Below are 17,612 nucleotides of genomic sequence, written 5' to 3' on the forward strand. Positions count from 1 at the left end.
AAGGATGTTTATGGAACTTAATCCTCGTCGGGTGGCGCTGTTGGTGGCGGCCAACACAGCGCTTGCGCCGTTTGCGATTGATGCTTACTTACCAGCCATTGGGGTACTGGCAGAAAACATCAATGCGAGTATTCATCATACTGAACTCTCAATCAGTATGTTTTTATTTGGCTTCGCAATCGGTCAGCTGTGCTTTGGGCCGCTGTCAGACAGGGTGGGGCGTAAACCTGTTTTGCTCAGTGGCTTAGTGGTGTTTATGCTCGCAAGCCTAATGATCACCACCGTTGATAGCTTGCCGTCTTTGCTGGTATGGCGATTCATTCAAGCATTGGGTGGCGGCGCTTGCGTGGTTAACTCTGCGGCGATTGTGCGTGACTGTTTTAGCGGACGTGAAGCCGCTAAAGTCATGTCGACGATGGCCATGATCATGATGCTTGCGCCGTTGGTGGCACCTGCCGTGGGTAGCCTCTTGTTGCACATTGCGGGATGGTGGCTGATATTTGTGTTTTTGGCCGCTTATGCAGGGTTCTTGCTTTGGCTGCTAGGTACTCGTTTACCCGAAACACGAGATACTAACTTGCCTGCTGCTTCGCCACGTCAAGTCGTACGTAACTATGTCAGTGTGCTGCGACACAAAGAGGGGATGGGCTACATTTGCGCTGTCGCAGCTTCATTCGCTGGGCTGTTTGCTTTTGTAACCGCCTCTCCATTTTTATACTTAGACTACTTCTCACTATCGCCTAGCGTTTACCCAATGGTATTTGGCGTCAATGTTCTGGTGATTGCGCTGTCTAATCGCGTCAATATTCATTTGCTGCGTAAGCGTTCACCACAACAGAATTTACGACTAGGGTTAACGATTCAGTTAATTGCAGCACTGGGGCTGGTTATCGCGACAGCGCTTAATTTTGCGTCGCTGTATGTGGTGGTGCCTCTAGTCATGCTGTTTACCGGCATGATTGGTTTGATCACGCCTAATGCCATTTCTGCGTTATTGGACCATTTTGGACATATCAGTGCCACGGCGACTGCACTACTAGGTGGCATCCAGTTTAGTTGTGGCGCAATTGCTGGGGTGCTGGTGGGCTTGTTCCAGGTAGAGCACCTATGGCCGATGGTGCTTACTATGCTGGGGGCCGCGTTGCTGGGTAATATCGGCGTCCGAAAGCTGACAAGAAAGCCCGCCTACGATGATTCGTACTGATGCTTTGTGCGGATGATTGATTTAAATGAATAACTCGTTGCCATGGATAGACATGCCACTTGGCGTGTGGCTAGCCTGTTCTGCCGTATTAATGCTGGGTGCTTTCGTACAGCGTGCGACAGGTTTCGGTTTGGCAGTAGTCGGGGCGCCACTACTGTTGATGCTAGAACCACGTTTGGTGCCGGTAGTACTCGTGTTGTTTGGGTTTACTGTTTCATTGCTGATGGTACGCCACTACTGGCAAGAAATACGCCTGGACGCGATCGGCATTGCCTTGATTGGCCGCTTGCCAGGGAATGCGCTGGGCATTTGGTTATTGTTAACTGCTCCGTTGGTGGTGCTCGAAAAACTGATCGCCGCTATCGTGTTGTTTGCTGTGATAGTAACGCTGTTTCGTTTTCATCCTCCCGTCAACCGTGTGACGCTGTTCCTGGCAGGTGTGCTGTCAGGCGTTTTTGGCACGGTGGCCGCCATCGGTGGTCCTCCAATCGTCCTGCTAATGCACGGCTTTCCACCTGATCGCCTGCGCGGTAATTTGGCTGCCTTCTTTATTCTGACATCTCTTCTAACGCTTATAACGCTATCGCTCGCGGGCCAGGTGTCCGCTTGGCATTTTAAATTGGCGTTGACGTTTCTACCTGCCGTGCTAATCGGGAATGCGCTGGCAGATGTGGTCGCCCACCGGTTGGATAGGCGGTTGCTGCAGGGAGTCTCGCTTGGGCTATGTACGTTAGCCGCATTGGGCTTATTAATGTAGCACTTGCGCAATGCAGCACTCTTAACTGAAAAATCATTCCGATGACTTAGAGTGTCATAAAGTTGTCATCGAAACGGTGCAAAGTACGTCTTGCGAAGGCCAGAACCCGACATCGACAGGAGTATTTCGCATGAACCGTATTCTAAAAACCACCGTTATCGCGGCTGCAGTAATGAGCGTTGCCGGTGTTGCTCAGGCACGTGACCAGATCCGCATCGTAGGTTCCAGTACCGTTTATCCATTTGCCAGCTACGTTACTGAAGAGTTCGGTGCCACTACCGGCAATCCGACGCCTGTTATTGAATCAACTGGTTCGGGCGGCGGTTTGCGCCTGTTCTGTAATGGTATTGGCGAAGGTACGCCGGATATCACCAACGCTTCTCGCCGCATGAAGGCTTCCGAGTTTGAGCGTTGTGAAGAGAACGGCGTTACCGACATCACCGAAGCTAAAATCGGTTCTGACGGCATCGTATTGGGCCAATCAAGCGAAAATGATGACGTTGCTTTAACCCGTGAACAGATTTTCATGGCGGTAGCTGCCATGGTGCCTGTTGATGGCGAATTGGTTGAAAACCCCTACACCAACTGGAGCGAGATCGACTCTTCGCTGCCAGACCGCGAAATCTCCATTTATGGACCGCCCACGACTTCTGGTACCCGCGATGCATTTGAAGAGCTGGTAATGGAAGCTGCGTCTGAGGGTATGGATGTTTACGGCGATGAAGCCTACACCGATATTCGCTCTGACGGTGTTTACATCGATGCCGGTGAAAACGACAACCTGATCGTTCAGCGCCTTTCAGAAGACACCGGTGCCTTTGGTATCTTCGGCTACTCTTTCCTCGAAGAGAATGCTGACACTATCAGCGCTGCCAGCATTGATGGCGTTGAGCCTGAGGCTGACGCGATCAGTTCAGGTGAGTACCCGGTAGCACGCTCACTGTGGTTCTACGTGAAGAATCAGCATGCTGAAGAAGTATCGCCGATGTACGACTACGTCGATATGTTTATGAGCGAAATGATGATTGGCAACGATGGCTATCTGCGTGATATCGGCTTGATCGTTTTGCCAGAAGCTGAGCGTGAAGAGTGGCGCCAAAGTGTCGCTGACCGCACGACAATGACAGCAGACGTTCTTAAGTAAGTTGGTAGGTCAGGTGTAAAAGTGGCCGGCAGCGCAAGCTGTCGGCCCATTATTGTTGAAAGGTTTCTTAACCGGTGACGACGTGAGAGAGATGCGATGCAGACCAACCAGCTTCTACTGATTTTTTGTGCTGCACTATTGCTGCTGGGGCTGCTGGCTTTTTTTGCTGGCCGTTCAAAAGCCACTCGGTTCCGTAGCGCGGGCACGGCTATGTTTGCTCAGCCAGATCAATACGCCTGGTTTACCGTGCTCTCTACCGCCGGGCCTGCGGTACTGGTTAGTGCGCTAGGAGCATTTGCACTGCTATTAATGGGGGCAAATATCCCCACGCTCTATTTATTTGCGGCGAGTTTGGTAGTGGCAGCCATAGGGCTAATGGTGAGCCTTAACCAAGTGAAGCCCGATTTTCATGCCCGTCAAGCCATAGAGTCGGTAATCGGTAAAGTTTTGGCTGGGGCAGCATTAATTTCGATTTTCACTACCTTTGGTATTTTGTTCTCGATCATTTCCGAGGCGCTGCGCTTTTTTCAAATGCACAGCTTCTGGGAATTTATTACCGGCACCACCTGGAACCCGGGTGCAAGCTTTTTAGCTGCAGCGGGTCGCGGTGATGGTGGCGGCGCTGAGTTTGGCTCGGTACCGCTGTTCGCTGGCACCTTTATGATTACTGCCATCGCCATGCTGGTGGCGGTGCCTGTCGGTTTGCTCTCAGCAATTTACATGTCCGAATTTGCGCCAAGTAGAGTGCGCACCGTTGCCAAGCCGGTGTTAGAGGTTTTGGCGGGTATTCCTACCGTGGTTTACGGCTTTTTTGCCGCCATCACCGTAGCGCCGATTATCGTTAATATCGCTGGTTTTTTGGGGCTCGACGCTTCTTATAACAATGCGCTGGCGCCTGGCATTGTGATGGGCATTATGATCATACCGTTTATCTCATCGCTGTCTGACGACGTGATCAACTCGGTGCCTGATAGCATGCGCCAAGGGTCGCTGGCACTGGGTATGACTAAAGGGGAAACCATTCGTGATGTGGTGGTGCCCGCTGCAATGCCAGGGATTATCTCTGCTGCGCTCTTAGGTATGTCGCGTGCGATGGGTGAAACCATGATTGTGGTGATGGCCGCGGGTATGCGTCCCAACTTAACCGCCAATCCTCTGGAAGATATGACCACGGTCACCGTGCGCATTGTGGCGGCATTAACTGGCGACCAAGAGTTTGCAAGTGCTGAAACGCTATCGGCTTTCGCGTTAGGGCTTGTGCTGTTCGTTGTTACGCTTGTGCTTAATTTGGTGTCGGTTCTGATGATCCGTCGTTTCCGCGAAAAATATCGCGTGAATAACCTATAACGTCGAGGAACTGTTTCGATGAGCCATACTTTTGACGAAATCAGCCAGCAGCTTAAAAAGCGCCACCGGAAGTCTGCCCGCCTCAAATGGATAACCATGGGGTCGTTAGGGCTGGCAGGCTTGTTCCTGGTGCTGTTTTTTGCAGACATGCTGACTAAAGGTCTGCCTGCTTTTCAGCAAGCGTATATACAAGTCGAAATCAACTATACCGAAGAAGCCGAGACCGATGGGCGGCAGGCGTTTGATGAAGAGCTGCTGCCCATTATCAGCCGCACGGTAGTGCGCGTGATCCCGATGGAACTTCGCAATAATCCTGACATGATTGGTACCAGCGAAACCCAGTGGGTGCTAGCGACCAGTGGGGTGGATCAGTATCTGAAAGGTCACCGACATCGTTTAAGTGAAGAAGAACAGGCGGCTATTGATGCCCTGGTTGAAGCGGGTCAGGTCGATCTTCGCTTCAATAGCACCTTCTTTGGTTCGGGTGATTCAAAAATTGCCGAGAATGCAGGTATCCTCTCGGCCGTTGTCGGTACCGTGATGACAATGATCGTCACCCTGGCTATCTCGTTCCCTATCGGCGTCATGACGGCGATTTATCTGGAGGAGTTTGCTCCAGACAACCGCTTTACTCAGCTCATTGAAATTAATATCAACAACCTTGCTGCGATTCCCTCGATTCTATTTGGTCTGCTGGGTCTTGCGATCTTTATTAACTTCTTTGGGGTGCCGCGTTCGTCGCCGTTAGCGGGTGGTATGACGCTGGCGCTGATGACGCTCCCCGTTATTATTATCTCAACACGTACTGCGCTGCGTAGCGTGCCGGAATCCATCCGCCATGCTGGCTTTGGGGTGGGGTGTTCGCGCTGGCAAGTGGTGCGGGATCACGTTTTACCGTTAGCTATGCCAGGTATTATGACCGGCTCTATTATTGGCTTGGCGCAAGCGATGGGTGAAACAGCACCGTTGATTATCGTGGGTATGGTGGCTTTTATCCCCGATGTGGGGGCTTCATTTACCGAAGCAGCCACCGTCATGCCTGCTCAAATATTTACCTGGTCAGGTGAGCCAGAGCAGGCGTTTGTAGAAAAAACCGCCGGCGGTATTTTGGTGCTACTCACCATACTCATCTCACTCAACGCCTTTGCCGTTGTGTTACGTAAGAAATTTGAGCGTCGCTGGTAGGCCAGCGCGATAGAGGACATGATTATGAATAGCCAAGCACCTGTAATGAATAGCCAAGCATCTGTAATGAATAGCCAAGCATCTGTAATGAATGGCCAGCAAGTCCCTGCGGCTGGGCAACCCTACACACGAAACGACGCTGCGTGCCACGACCTGAGCTTCAAGGTTCGCGATTTGAATCTGTGGTATGGCAAAAACCAAGCGTTGAATAATCTGAATATTGATCTATTTCAGAAAAATGTGACGGCACTGATTGGCCCTTCGGGGTGTGGTAAGTCGACGTTTTTACGCTGCTTGAACCGCATGAACGACTTGATTCCTAGCGTACGAGTCGAAGGTTTGGTTGAGATGGATGGGTTAGATGTTAATGCGCCTAAAATGGATGAAGTGGCGCTGCGTCGCCGGGTGGGCATGGTATTCCAAAAGCCCAATCCGTTTCCTAAGTCGATCTTTGAAAATATCGCTTACGCACCACGCATGCACGATTTGGTCAGTCGTAAAGCCGAGCAGGAAGAGTTGGTTGAAAAAGCGCTGCGCGACGCCGGGCTGTGGAACGAGGTGAAAGACAAGCTGCATGAGCCAGGTACCTCTCTCTCTGGTGGTCAACAACAGCGTTTGTGTATTGCCCGAGCGATTGCAGTTCAGCCAGATGTGATTTTAATGGATGAACCGACGTCGGCGCTTGACCCGATCTCGACTGCAACCATCGAAGATTTGATGGATAAGCTGAAAGAGCAGTTCACCATTATTACCGTGACGCATAATATGCAGCAGGCCGCACGGGTAGCCGACTACACAGCATTTTTCCATCTGGGAGAGATCATCGAGTACAACGATACCAAAGTGATGTTCTCAACCCCGGCACAGAAAAAAACCGAAGACTATATCTCCGGTCGTTACGGTTAACCAAGACTGCCTGCAGGCTAGCGCCAAGCTAACCTACAGGCATTTTTTTAGTTTTTCATATATGTTTTTTCGTATGTTTGCATTACGATTTTTGCACTGTTCATCTATTCATTTATTTAGACGTTTATGCATACGTTTATCTAAATAGGAGGCCCCATGACATTACGTATCGGTATTAACGGCTTTGGTCGTATTGGTCGATTGGCACTGCGAAGCTTATGGACTGAGGTTGACGCTGGGGCAGTAGAGCTTGTGCGTATTAACGACCCTGGCGGTGATTCGGCAACGTTTGCTCATCTGCTTGAGTTTGATTCGGTGCATGGCCACTGGTCTCCAGGTGAAGGGATTGTCGCTTGCGACGATGCGATTGTTGTAGATGGTAAAACGGTTGCGTTTAGCGCCAATAAAGCGATTGCCGACAGTGACTGGTCTGCCTGTGACGTGGTCATCGAGTGCTCGGGTAAAATGAAAGAAACCACTAAGCTCCAGGCGTACCTTGATCAAGGCGTTGCGCGCGTAGTGGTGAGTGCACCGATTAAAGAGGAGGGCGTGCTGAACGTGGTGGTAGGTGTCAACGATCATCTGTATGACCCCACTCAGCACCGAATCGTAACGGCCGCTAGCTGTACCACCAACTGCTTAGCCCCGGTGGTTAAAGTGATTCAGGAAACCTTTGGTATTCGCCATGGTTCGATGACCACCGTGCATGACATCACCAATACTCAGACGATTCTAGATGCGCCGCACAAAGACCTACGTCGCGCTCGCGCCTGTGGTATGAGTTTGATTCCAACGACAACGGGCTCTGCGAAAGCAATCACTGCCATCTTTCCCGAACTGGAAGGCAAGCTGAATGGTCATGCCATTCGCGTGCCGCTGGCCAATGCATCGCTCACCGACATGGTGTTTGAGCTTGAGCGTGAGGTCACGGTGGAAGAGGTTAATCAGGCGCTGAAAGCCGCCGCGGAGGGAGAGCTTACCGGTATTTTAGGCTATGAGGAGCGCCCGCTGGTCTCCATTGATTATCGCACTGATCCACGCAGCTCCATTATCGATGCGCTTTCTACCATGGTGGTCAACGGTACCCAGCTTAAGCTATACGCCTGGTATGACAATGAGTGGGGCTACGCCAACCGCACGGCCGAGTTGGCGCTAATGGTAGCTGGTGAGAAGACAGTTAAAGAGCAGAAGGACCGTGGCTGATTCGTCGCCGCTAAAGGTGTTCGCGCGCGTAAAGGCGTTACCTTTTGAGGTGCGCCAATACATGCTGATCACTGGCAACTACTGGGCGTTTACCATTACCGACGGCGCGCTGCGCATGCTGGTAGTGATGTATTTCCACCAGCTAGGTTACTCGCCGCTGCAAATCGCCATGCTGTTTCTGTTCTATGAAGCGTTTGGGGTAGTGACCAACTTGGTCGGCGGCTGGCTTGGCGCGCGGCTAGGCTTGAACCGCACGATGAATGTGGGGTTGGGGCTGCAAATTGTTGCGCTTGCCATGCTGATGGTGCCTGCAGGGATGCTCACGGTTGTTTGGGTGATGGCGGCGCAGGCGTTGTCTGGCATTGCCAAAGACTTAAATAAAATGAGTGCTAAAAGTGCGGTCAAAGTATTGGTGCCTAAAGACAGTGCCAACGCCAATAGCGCGCTCTACCGTTGGGTAGCGATGCTGACCGGCTCTAAAAATGCGCTGAAAGGCTTAGGCTTTTTTATTGGGGGAGTACTGCTGACGCTGATTGGTTTCCGTGGTGCGGTGATTGCCATGGCGGTAATGCTTAGCGCGGTGCTACTGGTCTCTTTATGGCGCTTAAAAGCAGACTTAGGACGCCAAAAGGTAAAGCCCAAGTTTTCGGAAATCTTCTCCAAGTCCCGCGCGATTAACGTGCTTTCAGCGGCGCGCTTTTGCCTGTTTGCATCCAGGGATGTCTGGTTTGTAGTGGCACTGCCGGTGTTTTTATATGATCAGCACGGCTGGAGCCACTGGACGGTAGGCGGGTTGCTGGCGGCGTGGATTATTGGTTATGGCGGGGTACAAACCCAGGCACCTAAACTGACTCAGTTGATTAAAGGGGATGCCCGCGCGCTAACCGCAGGGTGGGCAGCCGCTTTAGCGGTACTAGCGATTGTGTTGGCGTTACTACCGCTGGCGCAGGTGAGTTGGCTGGTGGTCGGGCTTCTAGCGTTTGGTGTGCTATTTGCGATTAACTCCAGCTGGCATAGTTACCTGATCGTTCATTACGCTCGTGCTGATGGCGTCTCGATGGATGTCGGCTTTTACTATATGGCCAACGCCATGGGCCGTTTGGTAGGAACGCTACTGTCAGGCTGGTTGTATATGGCTTACGGGTTGAGCGCCTGTCTTTGGGTATCGGCGGCCTTAGTGGCAGCCAGTTCCGTGATGGCACTGGCGTTGCCTAGACAAGCTGCTTAAAGGCCAATTTCTAGCCTGCTGATAACGCCGCACCATCCACATAAAGGTGGCGCAATTTCCACCAGCCTTCCACGCCAATACGCAGTCCTTGGTTGGCAAGGTCGGGATCAATATAGATCGAAACACTATCTTGAATATGGTGCTGATAGTGTTGGGTATCTTCTGGATGGTGCGCTTCGGCTACCGCTAGCTTAGCGAGCCCCCCGCAGCAGCCGTGGCGAGGAGAAAGCCGAACAGTGACGCTTCCGCCTTGTTGTTTAATGAACGCCACTGCGTTGCTGTCGATATCAATTACATGGCTCATTGTTCACTCCGTACTATTGTCCTGGCATGTGGTTCCTATATTAGCTCGCTGGATAGTAGACGGTTTCGCCATTCTCTTTGGTAAAGTGTGCAACGGGTTGCTCAAGCAGCTCCAATACTCGTTCGGGTGGGCGACACAGGCGCGCGCCTTTTGGGCTAATGACGATAGGACGATTGATCAGAATCGGGTGCGCTAGCATGGCGTCAATCAGCTGATCATCGTCTAGCGAAGAGTCATGCAATTTGAGCTCATCAAAAGGCGCGCCCTTTTGGCGCAGCAGTTCTCGTGGTGACATCTTCATTATCGCCAGTAGCGCTACTAGCTGCTCTCGATTGGGCGGTGTTTCCAAGTAATGGATTACCTCGGGGTCTTCGCCCGACGCCTTGATCATTGCCAGTGTATTGCGCGAATTACTGCAGTTAGGGTTGTGGTAGATGGTGACCATTCAGGGGGAGCCTCTCAGGTTATGCTAATGAATAGGTGAAGGAAAATGCTGACGCGTGTTGTTGGCAATGCGTACCAGTGCGAGCATAAGCGGTACTTCAACTAAAACACCCACTACTGTGGCTAGCGCGGCGCCTGATTGTAAGCCAAACAGTGCAATGGCGGCTGCGACCGCTAGCTCAAAAAAGTTGCTGGCACCGATCATTGCACCTGGAGCAGCGATGTTGTGCGGCACGCGCCATGCTTTAGCCCAACCGTAGGCAATAAAAAAGATCAAGAACGTTTGAATAATCAGTGGAATAGCGATCAATATGATATGCAGCGGATTGTTCAGAATGACGTCGCCTTGGAAGGCGAATAGAAGTACTAGAGTGATGATTAACCCGATGGGCGTGATGGGGCCAACGCGCTTCATGAACACGTTGTCGTACCATTCGGCACCGCGCTTGGCGATCAATGTTTTACGGGTGATGTAGCCGGCCGCAAGTGGAATCACGATGTACAGCACCACCGATAAAATAACCGTGTCCCAGGGCACTTGGATATTTGAGATTCCTAGTAACAGCACCACAAGCGGCGCAAAGGCAAACAGCATAATCAAGTCATTCAAAGCTACTTGAACCAGCGTGTAAGCCGCGTCGCCTCGGGTCAGGTAGCTCCATACAAATACCATCGCGGTGCAGGGTGCTGCCCCCAGCAGTATGGCGCCCGCTAGGTATTGGCTGGCCAGCTCCTCAGTAATAAATGGCCGAAAAATCACCATGAAAAACAACCAGGCCAAAGCGAACATTGTGAAGGGTTTAATCAGCCAGTTGACCGTGGTGGTAATGGTCAAGCCCTTTGGCTGGCGGCGCACTCCTGCAATCGCACTGAAATCAATCTGCGCCATCATGGGAAAAATCATCGCCCAGATTAATACGGCAATCGGAATGGAGACCTGGGCATACTCAAACCGTGATAACACCTCTGGCACGGCAGGGGCGAACTGCCCAAGTGTAATCCCGGTAACAATGGCAATTGCTACCCATACGGAAAGGTAGCGTTCAAACAGCCCCATATCGGCACTGGTGGGGGATGAGTTGCTCTGGGTCGTCATAAACCACTCCCTGATCAAATGGCGCGTTGGTTGACGCGCTTGGAGACTTCTTCAGCGCTCTCTTTGCGTTCAGAGTAGCGGTCGGTTAGTAAATCACTGCGTTCACGAACCAGCAGTGTGAACTTCACTAGTTCTTCCATAACATCAACAATGCGGTCATAAAATGGAGAAGGCTTCATGCGACCGTTGTCATCAAACTCCATAAAGGCCTTAGGTACCGATGACTGATTTGGAATTGTCACCATGCGCATCCAGCGCCCTAAAATACGCAATTGATTTACCGTGTTAAACGACTGGGAGCCACCGCACACCTGCATTACTGCAAGCGTTTTACCCTGAGTGGGGCGAACGCCGCCTAAGGCAAGAGGAATCCAGTCAATTTGTGCTTTCATAATGCCAGTCATTGCACCGTGGCGTTCAGGTGAGCACCACACCATGCCATCGGCCCACTGTGCCAGCGTGCGCAGCTCATCCACTTTAGGATGGCTTGAATCTTCCGCATCCGGCAGGGGCAAGCCACTAGGATCAAAAATCTCTGTACTTGCCCCCATTGCATTGAGTAGCCGAGCAGCTTCTTCAACGGCTAATCGGCTGAATGAGCGTTCTCGCAGTGAACCGTAAAGCAGCAGGATTTTGGGTGCAGGCTGGTCACTAGCGGGAAGCCTCAATGTTTCATGATTGGGAGCTTCAAACAGGCTGCTGTCTACGTTGGGTAAATCGTCAAGCAATGCCATTGGCGGTGGCCCCTTTATGCCGGAGAAGTGGTTGTTGGTCGTTATGATATATGTTTTTTCGTATATTTGTACCGGTAACTAGCAGGCTGCAATAAAGACGTCATCTTGAAGGCGTAAATTGCCGGATTATACCCATCAAGAGGTCATTTATTTATGCCAAAGCGCCGCGTGCTGTTCCTTTGTAATGCTAACTCTGCACGGTCTTTGATGGGAGAAGCGCTGCTTCGCCAGATGGCCAGTGATCGCTTTGATGCTTTTAGCGCAGGTTCCGAGCCCGATGAACCCCATGCGCTAACGTTAGAGGCACTGCATAAACAAGGGCTTGCTACGGAAGGGTTGCGTAGTAAGGTCCTGGATGAGTTTGAGGATGACTACTTCGATTTTGTCATTGTCCTCTGCGACAAGGCGCAACAGGTTTGCAGAGACTGGCAGGGGCGCGCCAGAGAAGTGCTTTTCTGGGATATTCGTGATCCGAGGCTGATTAGTAAATTAGATGCATACGAGCAAGCGCTCTTAGAGATTCGTCGGCGTCTGCAGTTATGGCTGTCCCTGCATGATCATGATCAGCCGCGTGGTTGAAAGAATTTATGCGTATGGTGAATAGTTTAAGCGTTAAAGCGAGCTGGGCGCTGGTGTTAGTGACCTTCACCTGTCTCATATTGGCGATTGGCGGGCTGGGGTTATTTGCCAATCACTTTGGCCGTGAAGCGTTTACGTCGCTGCAGCAACGAGATATGAATCAGGTACGTGAGCTTAACGGAGCCTATACCCAGTTGCTGCGTGCTCGTATACAAATGAATCGAGCTGCTGAGCTAATTCGCACTCCCTCTTTTGAGCGTCCAGAACCTTTGTTAGAGGAAGCCGGGAGCTTATTGAATACGGCTTCAGCCCGCTTTAACGCTTTCCACTCGAGTTTTGCTGAGAATGAGCGGCTTGAGCTTGTGGACCAGTTGGCGAATGATTTCCACTCACTGGTTAATAACAATTTAAGTTTGCAAATGATGATGCTGGAAGAGCGCGATGTTCGAGGCTTCCTATCTGGCGAGTCTCGCGTGGATGAGAGTAGTCAGCAGTTTGTGAGTGCTGCAGAAGCTTTCTACAGTTATTCGGTCTCCCGTGGCGCTGGGCTGCTTGATCGCTTTCAAAAAGTATCGTCGCTACTATTTTGGGGAGTGCTTGGCGTTATTGTTGTGGCAATGCTGGTCATCGCGTTAGTGGTATGGGGCGTGCGTAACAATGTTTTGCAGCCTTTGCGTGTAATAACGCAGCACTTTAAACGCATCGCCAAAGGCGATTTATCAACGCCAATCGAAGCCCATGCCGCTAATGAAATTGGTCTGTTGTTTAGCGAATTGGCAAACATGCAGCATTCGCTGACGTCGACGGTGAACCATCTTAACAACAGCAGCCAACAGGTTTATACCGATAGCCAAGTAATGGCAGCTCAAAACCAACAATTGGCGGGGCAAACTGACTCGCAAGTAGCCGCGCTCGTGCAAATGGCGGCAAGTCTCAAGCAGTTAACCGCAACCGTAAATCAGAATGCAGAAAGTGCGGCGCATGTGAGTCAAGCGACGACGGGTGTCGCTCATAAAGCGCAGCAAGGTGATCAGGTAATTGCCCAGTTCATAGCGACTATGCAGGCTATTAACAAGCACTCCGAAGAAATACAAAGCATTATTTCCATGATTGAAAGTATTGCCTTCCAAACGAATATCCTGGCTTTGAATGCTTCTGTTGAGGCAGCGCGAGCGGGTGAGCACGGGCGTGGTTTTGCGGTGGTGGCCAGCGAAGTGCGGGCGTTAGCAACGCGCAGTGCTGATGCGGCACATGAGATTCGGTCGCGTATTGAAGCATCTCGCCAGAGTGTTGAGGAAGGGAGTGAGTTATCTCAGCAAGCGGGTGAGCATACGCGCGATATTATGCAGTCTGCCACTCAGGTAGAGCAGTTGATGGCAAGGATAGCCAGCGCGTCGGAAGAGCAGCGTCGTGGTATTGAGGAAGTGAATAGGGCGGTCACGCAAATTGATATGACAACCCAAGATACGCTGAAGTTGGTCAATTACGCGGCACAAAGTGCTGAAGGACTAACTCAAGAAGCTCTGAAAATGCGTGAATATGCTGGTCAATTTCGCATGGTTGAGGATCAGCTTAGCAATAATCAGGATGATATCAGTGAAGCTACAGGGGCGCTCAAGTCGTTGGACTGGCAAACATTGGCCACTTCAGAAAAGTGTGGCGATAGGCAGGATAGGCGCGCCTTGGCATGATCAGTATGGCAAGGCGCGGGTGGGGTGATTATATTAGTCGATTAGCTCAACGGCCACAGCGGTGGCTTCGCCACCACCAATGCACAGGCTGGCAATACCACGTTTGCCGCCTTTGGTGCGTAGGGCGTGAATAAGCGTCGCAATGACGCGTGAACCTGTTGAGCCAATTGGGTGCCCTTGGGCACAAGCGCCGCCAAACACGTTGACTTTCTCGTGGGGTAGCCCCAAGTCATCCATTGCCATTAACGTAACGACAGCGAACGCTTCGTTAATCTCAAACAGATCAACGTCGTTAACGCCCCAGCCAAGCTTTTTCATCAGCTTTTCAATGGCACCGACTGGCGCAATGGTGAATTCACTTGGATGGCGGGAGTGGGTGGTATGGCCAAGCATTTTGGCTAGTGGCTTCACACCATGGCGCTTCGCGGCTTCATGGCTGGCCAAAATAAGTGCGGATGCACCGTCGGAAATTGAGCTAGCATTGGCAGCAGTAATGGTACCGTCTTTGGCAAACGCCGGCCGCAACTGGCGAATTTTATCTAGCTTCGCTTGGAAGGGCTGTTCATCATGTTCGACCAGCGTTTCACCTTGGCGAGTGGTGACTGTTACCGGTGCCATTTCAGCCGCTAAGTGGCCGTTATTGGTTGCGTCCATAGCACGCTCTAGGGATGCAATAGCAAAATCATCCAGGCGCTCGCGCGTATAGCCGCGCTCTGAGGCAACATCCTGAGCGAAAACGCCCATCAATTTGCCGGTTTCGGCATCTTCTAAGCCGTCAAGGAACATGTGGTCCTTTAGCTCGCCATGACCTAGACGGTAACCACCACGCGCTTTAGTGAGCACGTGAGGGGCATTAGACATCGATTCCATGCCGCCAGCGAGCAGCACTTCCCCCGTCCCGGCTTTGATCAAATCGTGGGCTAGCATGGTGGCTTTCATGCCAGAACCACACAGTTTATTGATCGTAGTCGCACCATTGGCATCGGGAATGCCAGCCTGACGCATGGCCTGGCGGGCTGGCCCTTGTTTTACGCCGGCGGGTAGTACACAACCCATGATGCCTTCTTCAATAACGGATGCTTCGATACCCGCTCGCTCTATGGCAGCGCGGATTGCAACGGCCGCGAGCTCGGGAGCTGTCATGCTGGAAAGACTACCCATCATGCCGCCCATTGGCGTGCGGGTGGCAGATAAAAATACAACCTCGGTGGCATTACTCATTTGTGCGTCTCCTGTCGGATTTCTTGTGATTATCTTGCTGTAAGCTTAGTGATGCGTTGACCCGTTGGCGGGGCTGTGGTCTTCTCCTAAGTAACCAAGCAAGCGCTAGTGTAAATGACATGAATGTAATGAATGCTTCCCCTCGCCGCAAGGAATTGACACGTTTAGCGGCTCAGCTATTCGTCCAAGAAGGCTTTGACCGCACCACGGTGCGTATGCTGGCGCAAGAAATGGGTATCAAGTCTGGCAGCTTGTTCCATCACTTCAAAGATAAGCAGGAAATCTTAGCTGCGGTAATCGAGGAGGGTACCCAGAATGCTCTCAGCATTGCTAAAGCAGCGCTTCAAGAGTGCGACAATGATCCTGAGGCGCGGCTGCATGCTATGGCCCGAGCGCACTTAGAGACGCTTTTCGCTGATCGTAATGCCCATGTGGTCGCGTTATTTGAATGGCGACGGTTAGATCCAGATGCGAGTGCCCATTTAAGCCATCTGCGGGATGCCTACGAAGCGCTGTGGGTAGAGGTTATCGACGATGCGCTGGCAGCAGAGCTTATTCACGGTGACCGCTTTCTGGTGTCGCGGTTTATATTAGGCGCACTGAATTGGACGGTGCGCTGGTACGACCCCAGTGGGCCGCGCACACCCGATGATTTAGCCGATGAACTGGTCGCGATGATCATGGCCCGTTAATACCCCTTCTCGACCAACGTCTAATCCGTTTACGACGCTGATTGCTTGCGCTCCCGCGTAAATGCTTTTAGCGTTAGTTTAATTGCAAGGTTTCCGTTAACGTAAACGGACAAAAATAAAACGTAAGATCGAAACCTGGCTTGTCTGTTTGCGTACAACAGCTCACGACTAACAACATAAGAGAGCCATCATGACAGCAACATCAGCGTCACTACCCACATATTCCACCTTCCTAGAAGGCTTTACGGTTGACACCATGATTGCCAGGCTGGACGACCATCAGGATGGTTGCCTTAATGCCTTTGAGGCATGCTGTGGTCGTCATGTGCGCCAGGGGCGAGGCGATGTGCTGGCGCTCGTGCAGGAAGATATCAATGGACAAACCCATACGCTGACGTATGCAGAACTAGACGAGCAGAGTGGCAAACTTGCTGGCTGGTTTAAGGCCCAAGGGCTTGGTGAAGGGGACCGTATTGCCTGCATGCTGCCGCGCTCAGCAGCGCTGTTAGTGGCGGTTCTTGCCACCTGGCGAGTTGGTGCGGTTTATCAGCCGTTATTTACCGCGTTCGGTCCTGACGCGGTGGATTATCGCCTAGGGCGCGCTGACACCAAGCTGGTTATTACCGATCATGCTAATCGCTTTAAGTTTGATGGACTAAGCCAATGCCCACCTGTTTTGGCCGTCGGTGGGGCCACGAGCGAGCATCCTAATGATCATGATTGGCAGGCTGCGTTGACGCATACGTCAATGAGCGAAAAGCCACCTCGTCTTGCCCCTGAAAAACCTTTTCTTCAGATGTTTACGTCGGGCACGGTAGGCAAGCCAAAGGGAGTAGCTGTGCCGCTTTCCGGTATGACAGCGTTTGCTCTCTATATGGAACTGGCAGTCGATCTTCGCGACGATGATCGCTTTTGGAATATGGCTGACCCGGGTTGGGCATATGGGCTTTATTACGCGATTACTGGGCCGCTGCTGCTCGGTGTTACCACGCACTTCTGCGAGGCAGGTTTCAGTGCAGAAGGTGCCTTGGCGTTCATGAAGCGCCATCATATTACTAACTTCGCCGCGGCGCCCACGGCGTATCGCTTAATGAAAGCGTCAGGACTGTTCGATGACGCCCACCAAACCTTAGAGCTTCGCGCGGCAAGCTCTGCAGGGGAGCCTCTAAACACAGAAGTAGTGACCTGGGTGGAGAAGTCGTTAGGCTGTCCGGTCATGGATCACTATGGTCAAACAGAAACCGGCATGACCTGTAATAACCATCACTCCCTTGATCACCCTAAACATGTGGGAGCGATGGGCGTGCCAATGCCGGGCTACCGCTTGGCTATCTTAGGCGCCGAGTATAACGAACTGCCGCCCGGTGAGCCGGGGGTGCTTGCGGTTGATATCAAAAACTCACCCGCCCACTTCTTCCAAGGGTATACCTGGCAAGAAAAAGACCCCTTTGTGAACGGTTACTACCTAACTGGCGATGTCGTTATCCGCAATGAAGACGGCTCGTTTCAGTTTGCCGGACGCGATGACGACATTATTACCACCGCAGGCTACCGGGTTGGCCCTACGGATGTTGAAAACAGTGTCATGACCCACCCTGCGGTTGCCGAATCCGCAGCGGTTGGCCAGCCAGACGAGATTCGTGGCGAGGTCATTAAATCTTATATCGTACTGCGTGAAGGGTATGAGGCTAGTGAAACGCTTGCTGATGAGATCCGCCAGCAAGTGCGTGAGCGTCTTTCTACTCATGCGTTCCCCCGGGTTATCGAATTCGTCGATGAGCTGCCCAAAACGCCTAGCGGCAAGATTCAGCGCTTCAAACTTCGTGCCCAAGCGACTGAGCAAGCACGCAACGACAAATAATCAAAGGAAAGTTGAA

Annotated in this window: 17 protein-coding genes; 12 read left to right on the forward strand and 5 right to left on the reverse strand. The window is 51.9% G+C overall.

Translation table 11 applies throughout. From position 1 onward, the window contains the following. Window positions 1–10 precede the first annotated feature (10 nt). From NDQ72_07310 to arsJ, 8 genes are all read left to right on the forward strand, one after another. On the forward strand, window positions 11–1,204 hold the full coding sequence (locus NDQ72_07310) for a multidrug effflux MFS transporter (GenBank protein ID WKD29741.1): 1,194 nt from the start codon (window positions 11–13) through the stop codon (window positions 1,202–1,204). A 25-nt stretch (window positions 1,205–1,229) separates the two neighbouring features. Next, window positions 1,230–1,961, forward strand: coding sequence for a sulfite exporter TauE/SafE family protein (locus tag NDQ72_07315; GenBank protein WKD29742.1), 732 nt, complete (start codon window positions 1,230–1,232; stop codon window positions 1,959–1,961). A 130-nt stretch (window positions 1,962–2,091) separates the two neighbouring features. Beyond that, on the forward strand, window positions 2,092–3,105 hold the full coding sequence (locus NDQ72_07320; GenBank protein WKD29743.1) for a substrate-binding domain-containing protein: 1,014 nt from the start codon (window positions 2,092–2,094) through the stop codon (window positions 3,103–3,105). A gap of 96 nt (window positions 3,106–3,201) precedes the next feature. Then, entirely contained in the window at window positions 3,202–4,452 is a 1,251-nt protein-coding gene (gene pstC / locus NDQ72_07325) for a phosphate ABC transporter permease subunit PstC (protein ID WKD29744.1), read from the forward strand. Window positions 4,453–4,470: 18 nt separating this feature from the next. After that, window positions 4,471–5,637, forward strand: coding sequence for a phosphate ABC transporter permease PstA (pstA, locus tag NDQ72_07330; GenBank protein ID WKD29745.1), 1,167 nt, complete (start codon window positions 4,471–4,473; stop codon window positions 5,635–5,637). Between the two features lie 66 nt (window positions 5,638–5,703). After that, window positions 5,704–6,543, forward strand: a complete 840-nt coding sequence (pstB, locus tag NDQ72_07335; GenBank protein WKD30360.1) for a phosphate ABC transporter ATP-binding protein PstB — start codon at window positions 5,704–5,706, stop codon at window positions 6,541–6,543. Between the two features lie 156 nt (window positions 6,544–6,699). Further along, complete coding sequence (locus NDQ72_07340) at window positions 6,700–7,746, forward strand: ArsJ-associated glyceraldehyde-3-phosphate dehydrogenase (protein WKD29746.1); 1,047 nt, start codon at window positions 6,700–6,702, stop codon at window positions 7,744–7,746. Beyond that, window positions 7,739–8,974 (forward strand): organoarsenical effux MFS transporter ArsJ, encoded by a 1,236-nt coding sequence (gene arsJ, locus NDQ72_07345; GenBank protein ID WKD29747.1) that lies wholly within the window; start codon window positions 7,739–7,741, stop codon window positions 8,972–8,974. The genes NDQ72_07340 and arsJ overlap by 8 nt, the downstream gene beginning before the upstream one ends. A gap of 10 nt (window positions 8,975–8,984) precedes the next feature. Here the strand turns inward: arsJ and NDQ72_07350 are convergent, their stop codons facing one another. From NDQ72_07350 to arsH, 4 genes are read right to left on the reverse strand one after another with little or no spacing between them, the layout of a single operon-like run. Further along, window positions 8,985–9,278 (reverse strand): hypothetical protein, encoded by a 294-nt coding sequence (locus NDQ72_07350; protein ID WKD29748.1) that lies wholly within the window; start codon window positions 9,276–9,278, stop codon window positions 8,985–8,987. A gap of 40 nt (window positions 9,279–9,318) precedes the next feature. Beyond that, window positions 9,319–9,723 carry an arsenate reductase (glutaredoxin) gene (gene arsC / locus NDQ72_07355; protein ID WKD29749.1) on the reverse strand — a complete coding sequence of 135 codons (405 nt, stop codon included), beginning with the start codon at window positions 9,721–9,723 and terminating at the stop codon, window positions 9,319–9,321. A gap of 24 nt (window positions 9,724–9,747) precedes the next feature. Beyond that, window positions 9,748–10,818, reverse strand: coding sequence for an ACR3 family arsenite efflux transporter (gene arsB / locus NDQ72_07360; GenBank protein ID WKD29750.1), 1,071 nt, complete (start codon window positions 10,816–10,818; stop codon window positions 9,748–9,750). 14 nt (window positions 10,819–10,832) lie between these two features. Continuing rightward, window positions 10,833–11,552, reverse strand: coding sequence for an arsenical resistance protein ArsH (gene arsH, locus NDQ72_07365; protein WKD29751.1), 720 nt, complete (start codon window positions 11,550–11,552; stop codon window positions 10,833–10,835). Between the two features lie 153 nt (window positions 11,553–11,705). Between arsH and NDQ72_07370 the strand changes: the two genes are divergently transcribed. Continuing rightward, complete coding sequence (locus NDQ72_07370) at window positions 11,706–12,131, forward strand: arsenate reductase ArsC (protein WKD29752.1); 426 nt, start codon at window positions 11,706–11,708, stop codon at window positions 12,129–12,131. Window positions 12,132–12,145: 14 nt separating this feature from the next. Next, the gene (locus tag NDQ72_07375; protein ID WKD29753.1) at window positions 12,146–13,822 is read left to right on the forward strand and encodes a methyl-accepting chemotaxis protein; all 1,677 of its coding nucleotides are present in this window, start codon (window positions 12,146–12,148) and stop codon (window positions 13,820–13,822) included. Window positions 13,823–13,855: 33 nt separating this feature from the next. Here the strand turns inward: NDQ72_07375 and NDQ72_07380 are convergent, their stop codons facing one another. Next, window positions 13,856–15,043 carry an acetyl-CoA C-acyltransferase gene (locus NDQ72_07380; protein WKD29754.1) on the reverse strand — a complete coding sequence of 396 codons (1,188 nt, stop codon included), beginning with the start codon at window positions 15,041–15,043 and terminating at the stop codon, window positions 13,856–13,858. 128 nt (window positions 15,044–15,171) lie between these two features. Between NDQ72_07380 and NDQ72_07385 the strand changes: the two genes are divergently transcribed. Both NDQ72_07385 and NDQ72_07390 read left to right on the forward strand, forming a co-directional pair. Continuing rightward, the gene (locus NDQ72_07385; protein ID WKD29755.1) at window positions 15,172–15,735 is read left to right on the forward strand and encodes a TetR/AcrR family transcriptional regulator; all 564 of its coding nucleotides are present in this window, start codon (window positions 15,172–15,174) and stop codon (window positions 15,733–15,735) included. Window positions 15,736–15,925: 190 nt separating this feature from the next. Next, entirely contained in the window at window positions 15,926–17,596 is a 1,671-nt protein-coding gene (locus NDQ72_07390) for an AMP-binding protein (GenBank protein WKD29756.1), read from the forward strand. The last annotated feature ends 16 nt before the right edge of the window (window positions 17,597–17,612 follow it).

Source organism: Halomonas sp. KG2 (assembly GCA_030440445.1).
Taxonomy (GTDB): domain Bacteria; phylum Pseudomonadota; class Gammaproteobacteria; order Pseudomonadales; family Halomonadaceae; genus Vreelandella.

What these genes read in the sequence shown, in the direction of transcription:
- NDQ72_07310 (WKD29741.1), top strand. Translation starts at nt 11, where the DNA reads ATGGAACTTAATCCTCGTCGGGTGGCGCTGTTGGTGGCGGCCAACACA.
- NDQ72_07315 (WKD29742.1), top strand. Translation starts at nt 1,230, where the DNA reads ATGAATAACTCGTTGCCATGGATAGACATGCCACTTGGCGTGTGGCTA.
- NDQ72_07320 (WKD29743.1), top strand. Translation starts at nt 2,092, where the DNA reads ATGAACCGTATTCTAAAAACCACCGTTATCGCGGCTGCAGTAATGAGC.
- pstC (WKD29744.1), top strand. Translation starts at nt 3,202, where the DNA reads ATGCAGACCAACCAGCTTCTACTGATTTTTTGTGCTGCACTATTGCTG.
- pstA (WKD29745.1), top strand. Translation starts at nt 4,471, where the DNA reads ATGAGCCATACTTTTGACGAAATCAGCCAGCAGCTTAAAAAGCGCCAC.
- pstB (WKD30360.1), top strand. Translation starts at nt 5,704, where the DNA reads ATGAATAGCCAAGCATCTGTAATGAATGGCCAGCAAGTCCCTGCGGCT.
- NDQ72_07340 (WKD29746.1), top strand. Translation starts at nt 6,700, where the DNA reads ATGACATTACGTATCGGTATTAACGGCTTTGGTCGTATTGGTCGATTG.
- NDQ72_07350 (WKD29748.1), bottom strand. Translation starts at nt 9,278, where the DNA reads ATGAGCCATGTAATTGATATCGACAGCAACGCAGTGGCGTTCATTAAA.
- arsC (WKD29749.1), bottom strand. Translation starts at nt 9,723, where the DNA reads ATGGTCACCATCTACCACAACCCTAACTGCAGTAATTCGCGCAATACA.
- arsB (WKD29750.1), bottom strand. Translation starts at nt 10,818, where the DNA reads ATGACGACCCAGAGCAACTCATCCCCCACCAGTGCCGATATGGGGCTG.
- arsH (WKD29751.1), bottom strand. Translation starts at nt 11,552, where the DNA reads ATGGCATTGCTTGACGATTTACCCAACGTAGACAGCAGCCTGTTTGAA.
- NDQ72_07370 (WKD29752.1), top strand. Translation starts at nt 11,706, where the DNA reads ATGCCAAAGCGCCGCGTGCTGTTCCTTTGTAATGCTAACTCTGCACGG.
- NDQ72_07375 (WKD29753.1), top strand. Translation starts at nt 12,146, where the DNA reads ATGGTGAATAGTTTAAGCGTTAAAGCGAGCTGGGCGCTGGTGTTAGTG.
- NDQ72_07380 (WKD29754.1), bottom strand. Translation starts at nt 15,043, where the DNA reads ATGAGTAATGCCACCGAGGTTGTATTTTTATCTGCCACCCGCACGCCA.
- NDQ72_07385 (WKD29755.1), top strand. Translation starts at nt 15,172, where the DNA reads ATGAATGCTTCCCCTCGCCGCAAGGAATTGACACGTTTAGCGGCTCAG.
- NDQ72_07390 (WKD29756.1), top strand. Translation starts at nt 15,926, where the DNA reads ATGACAGCAACATCAGCGTCACTACCCACATATTCCACCTTCCTAGAA.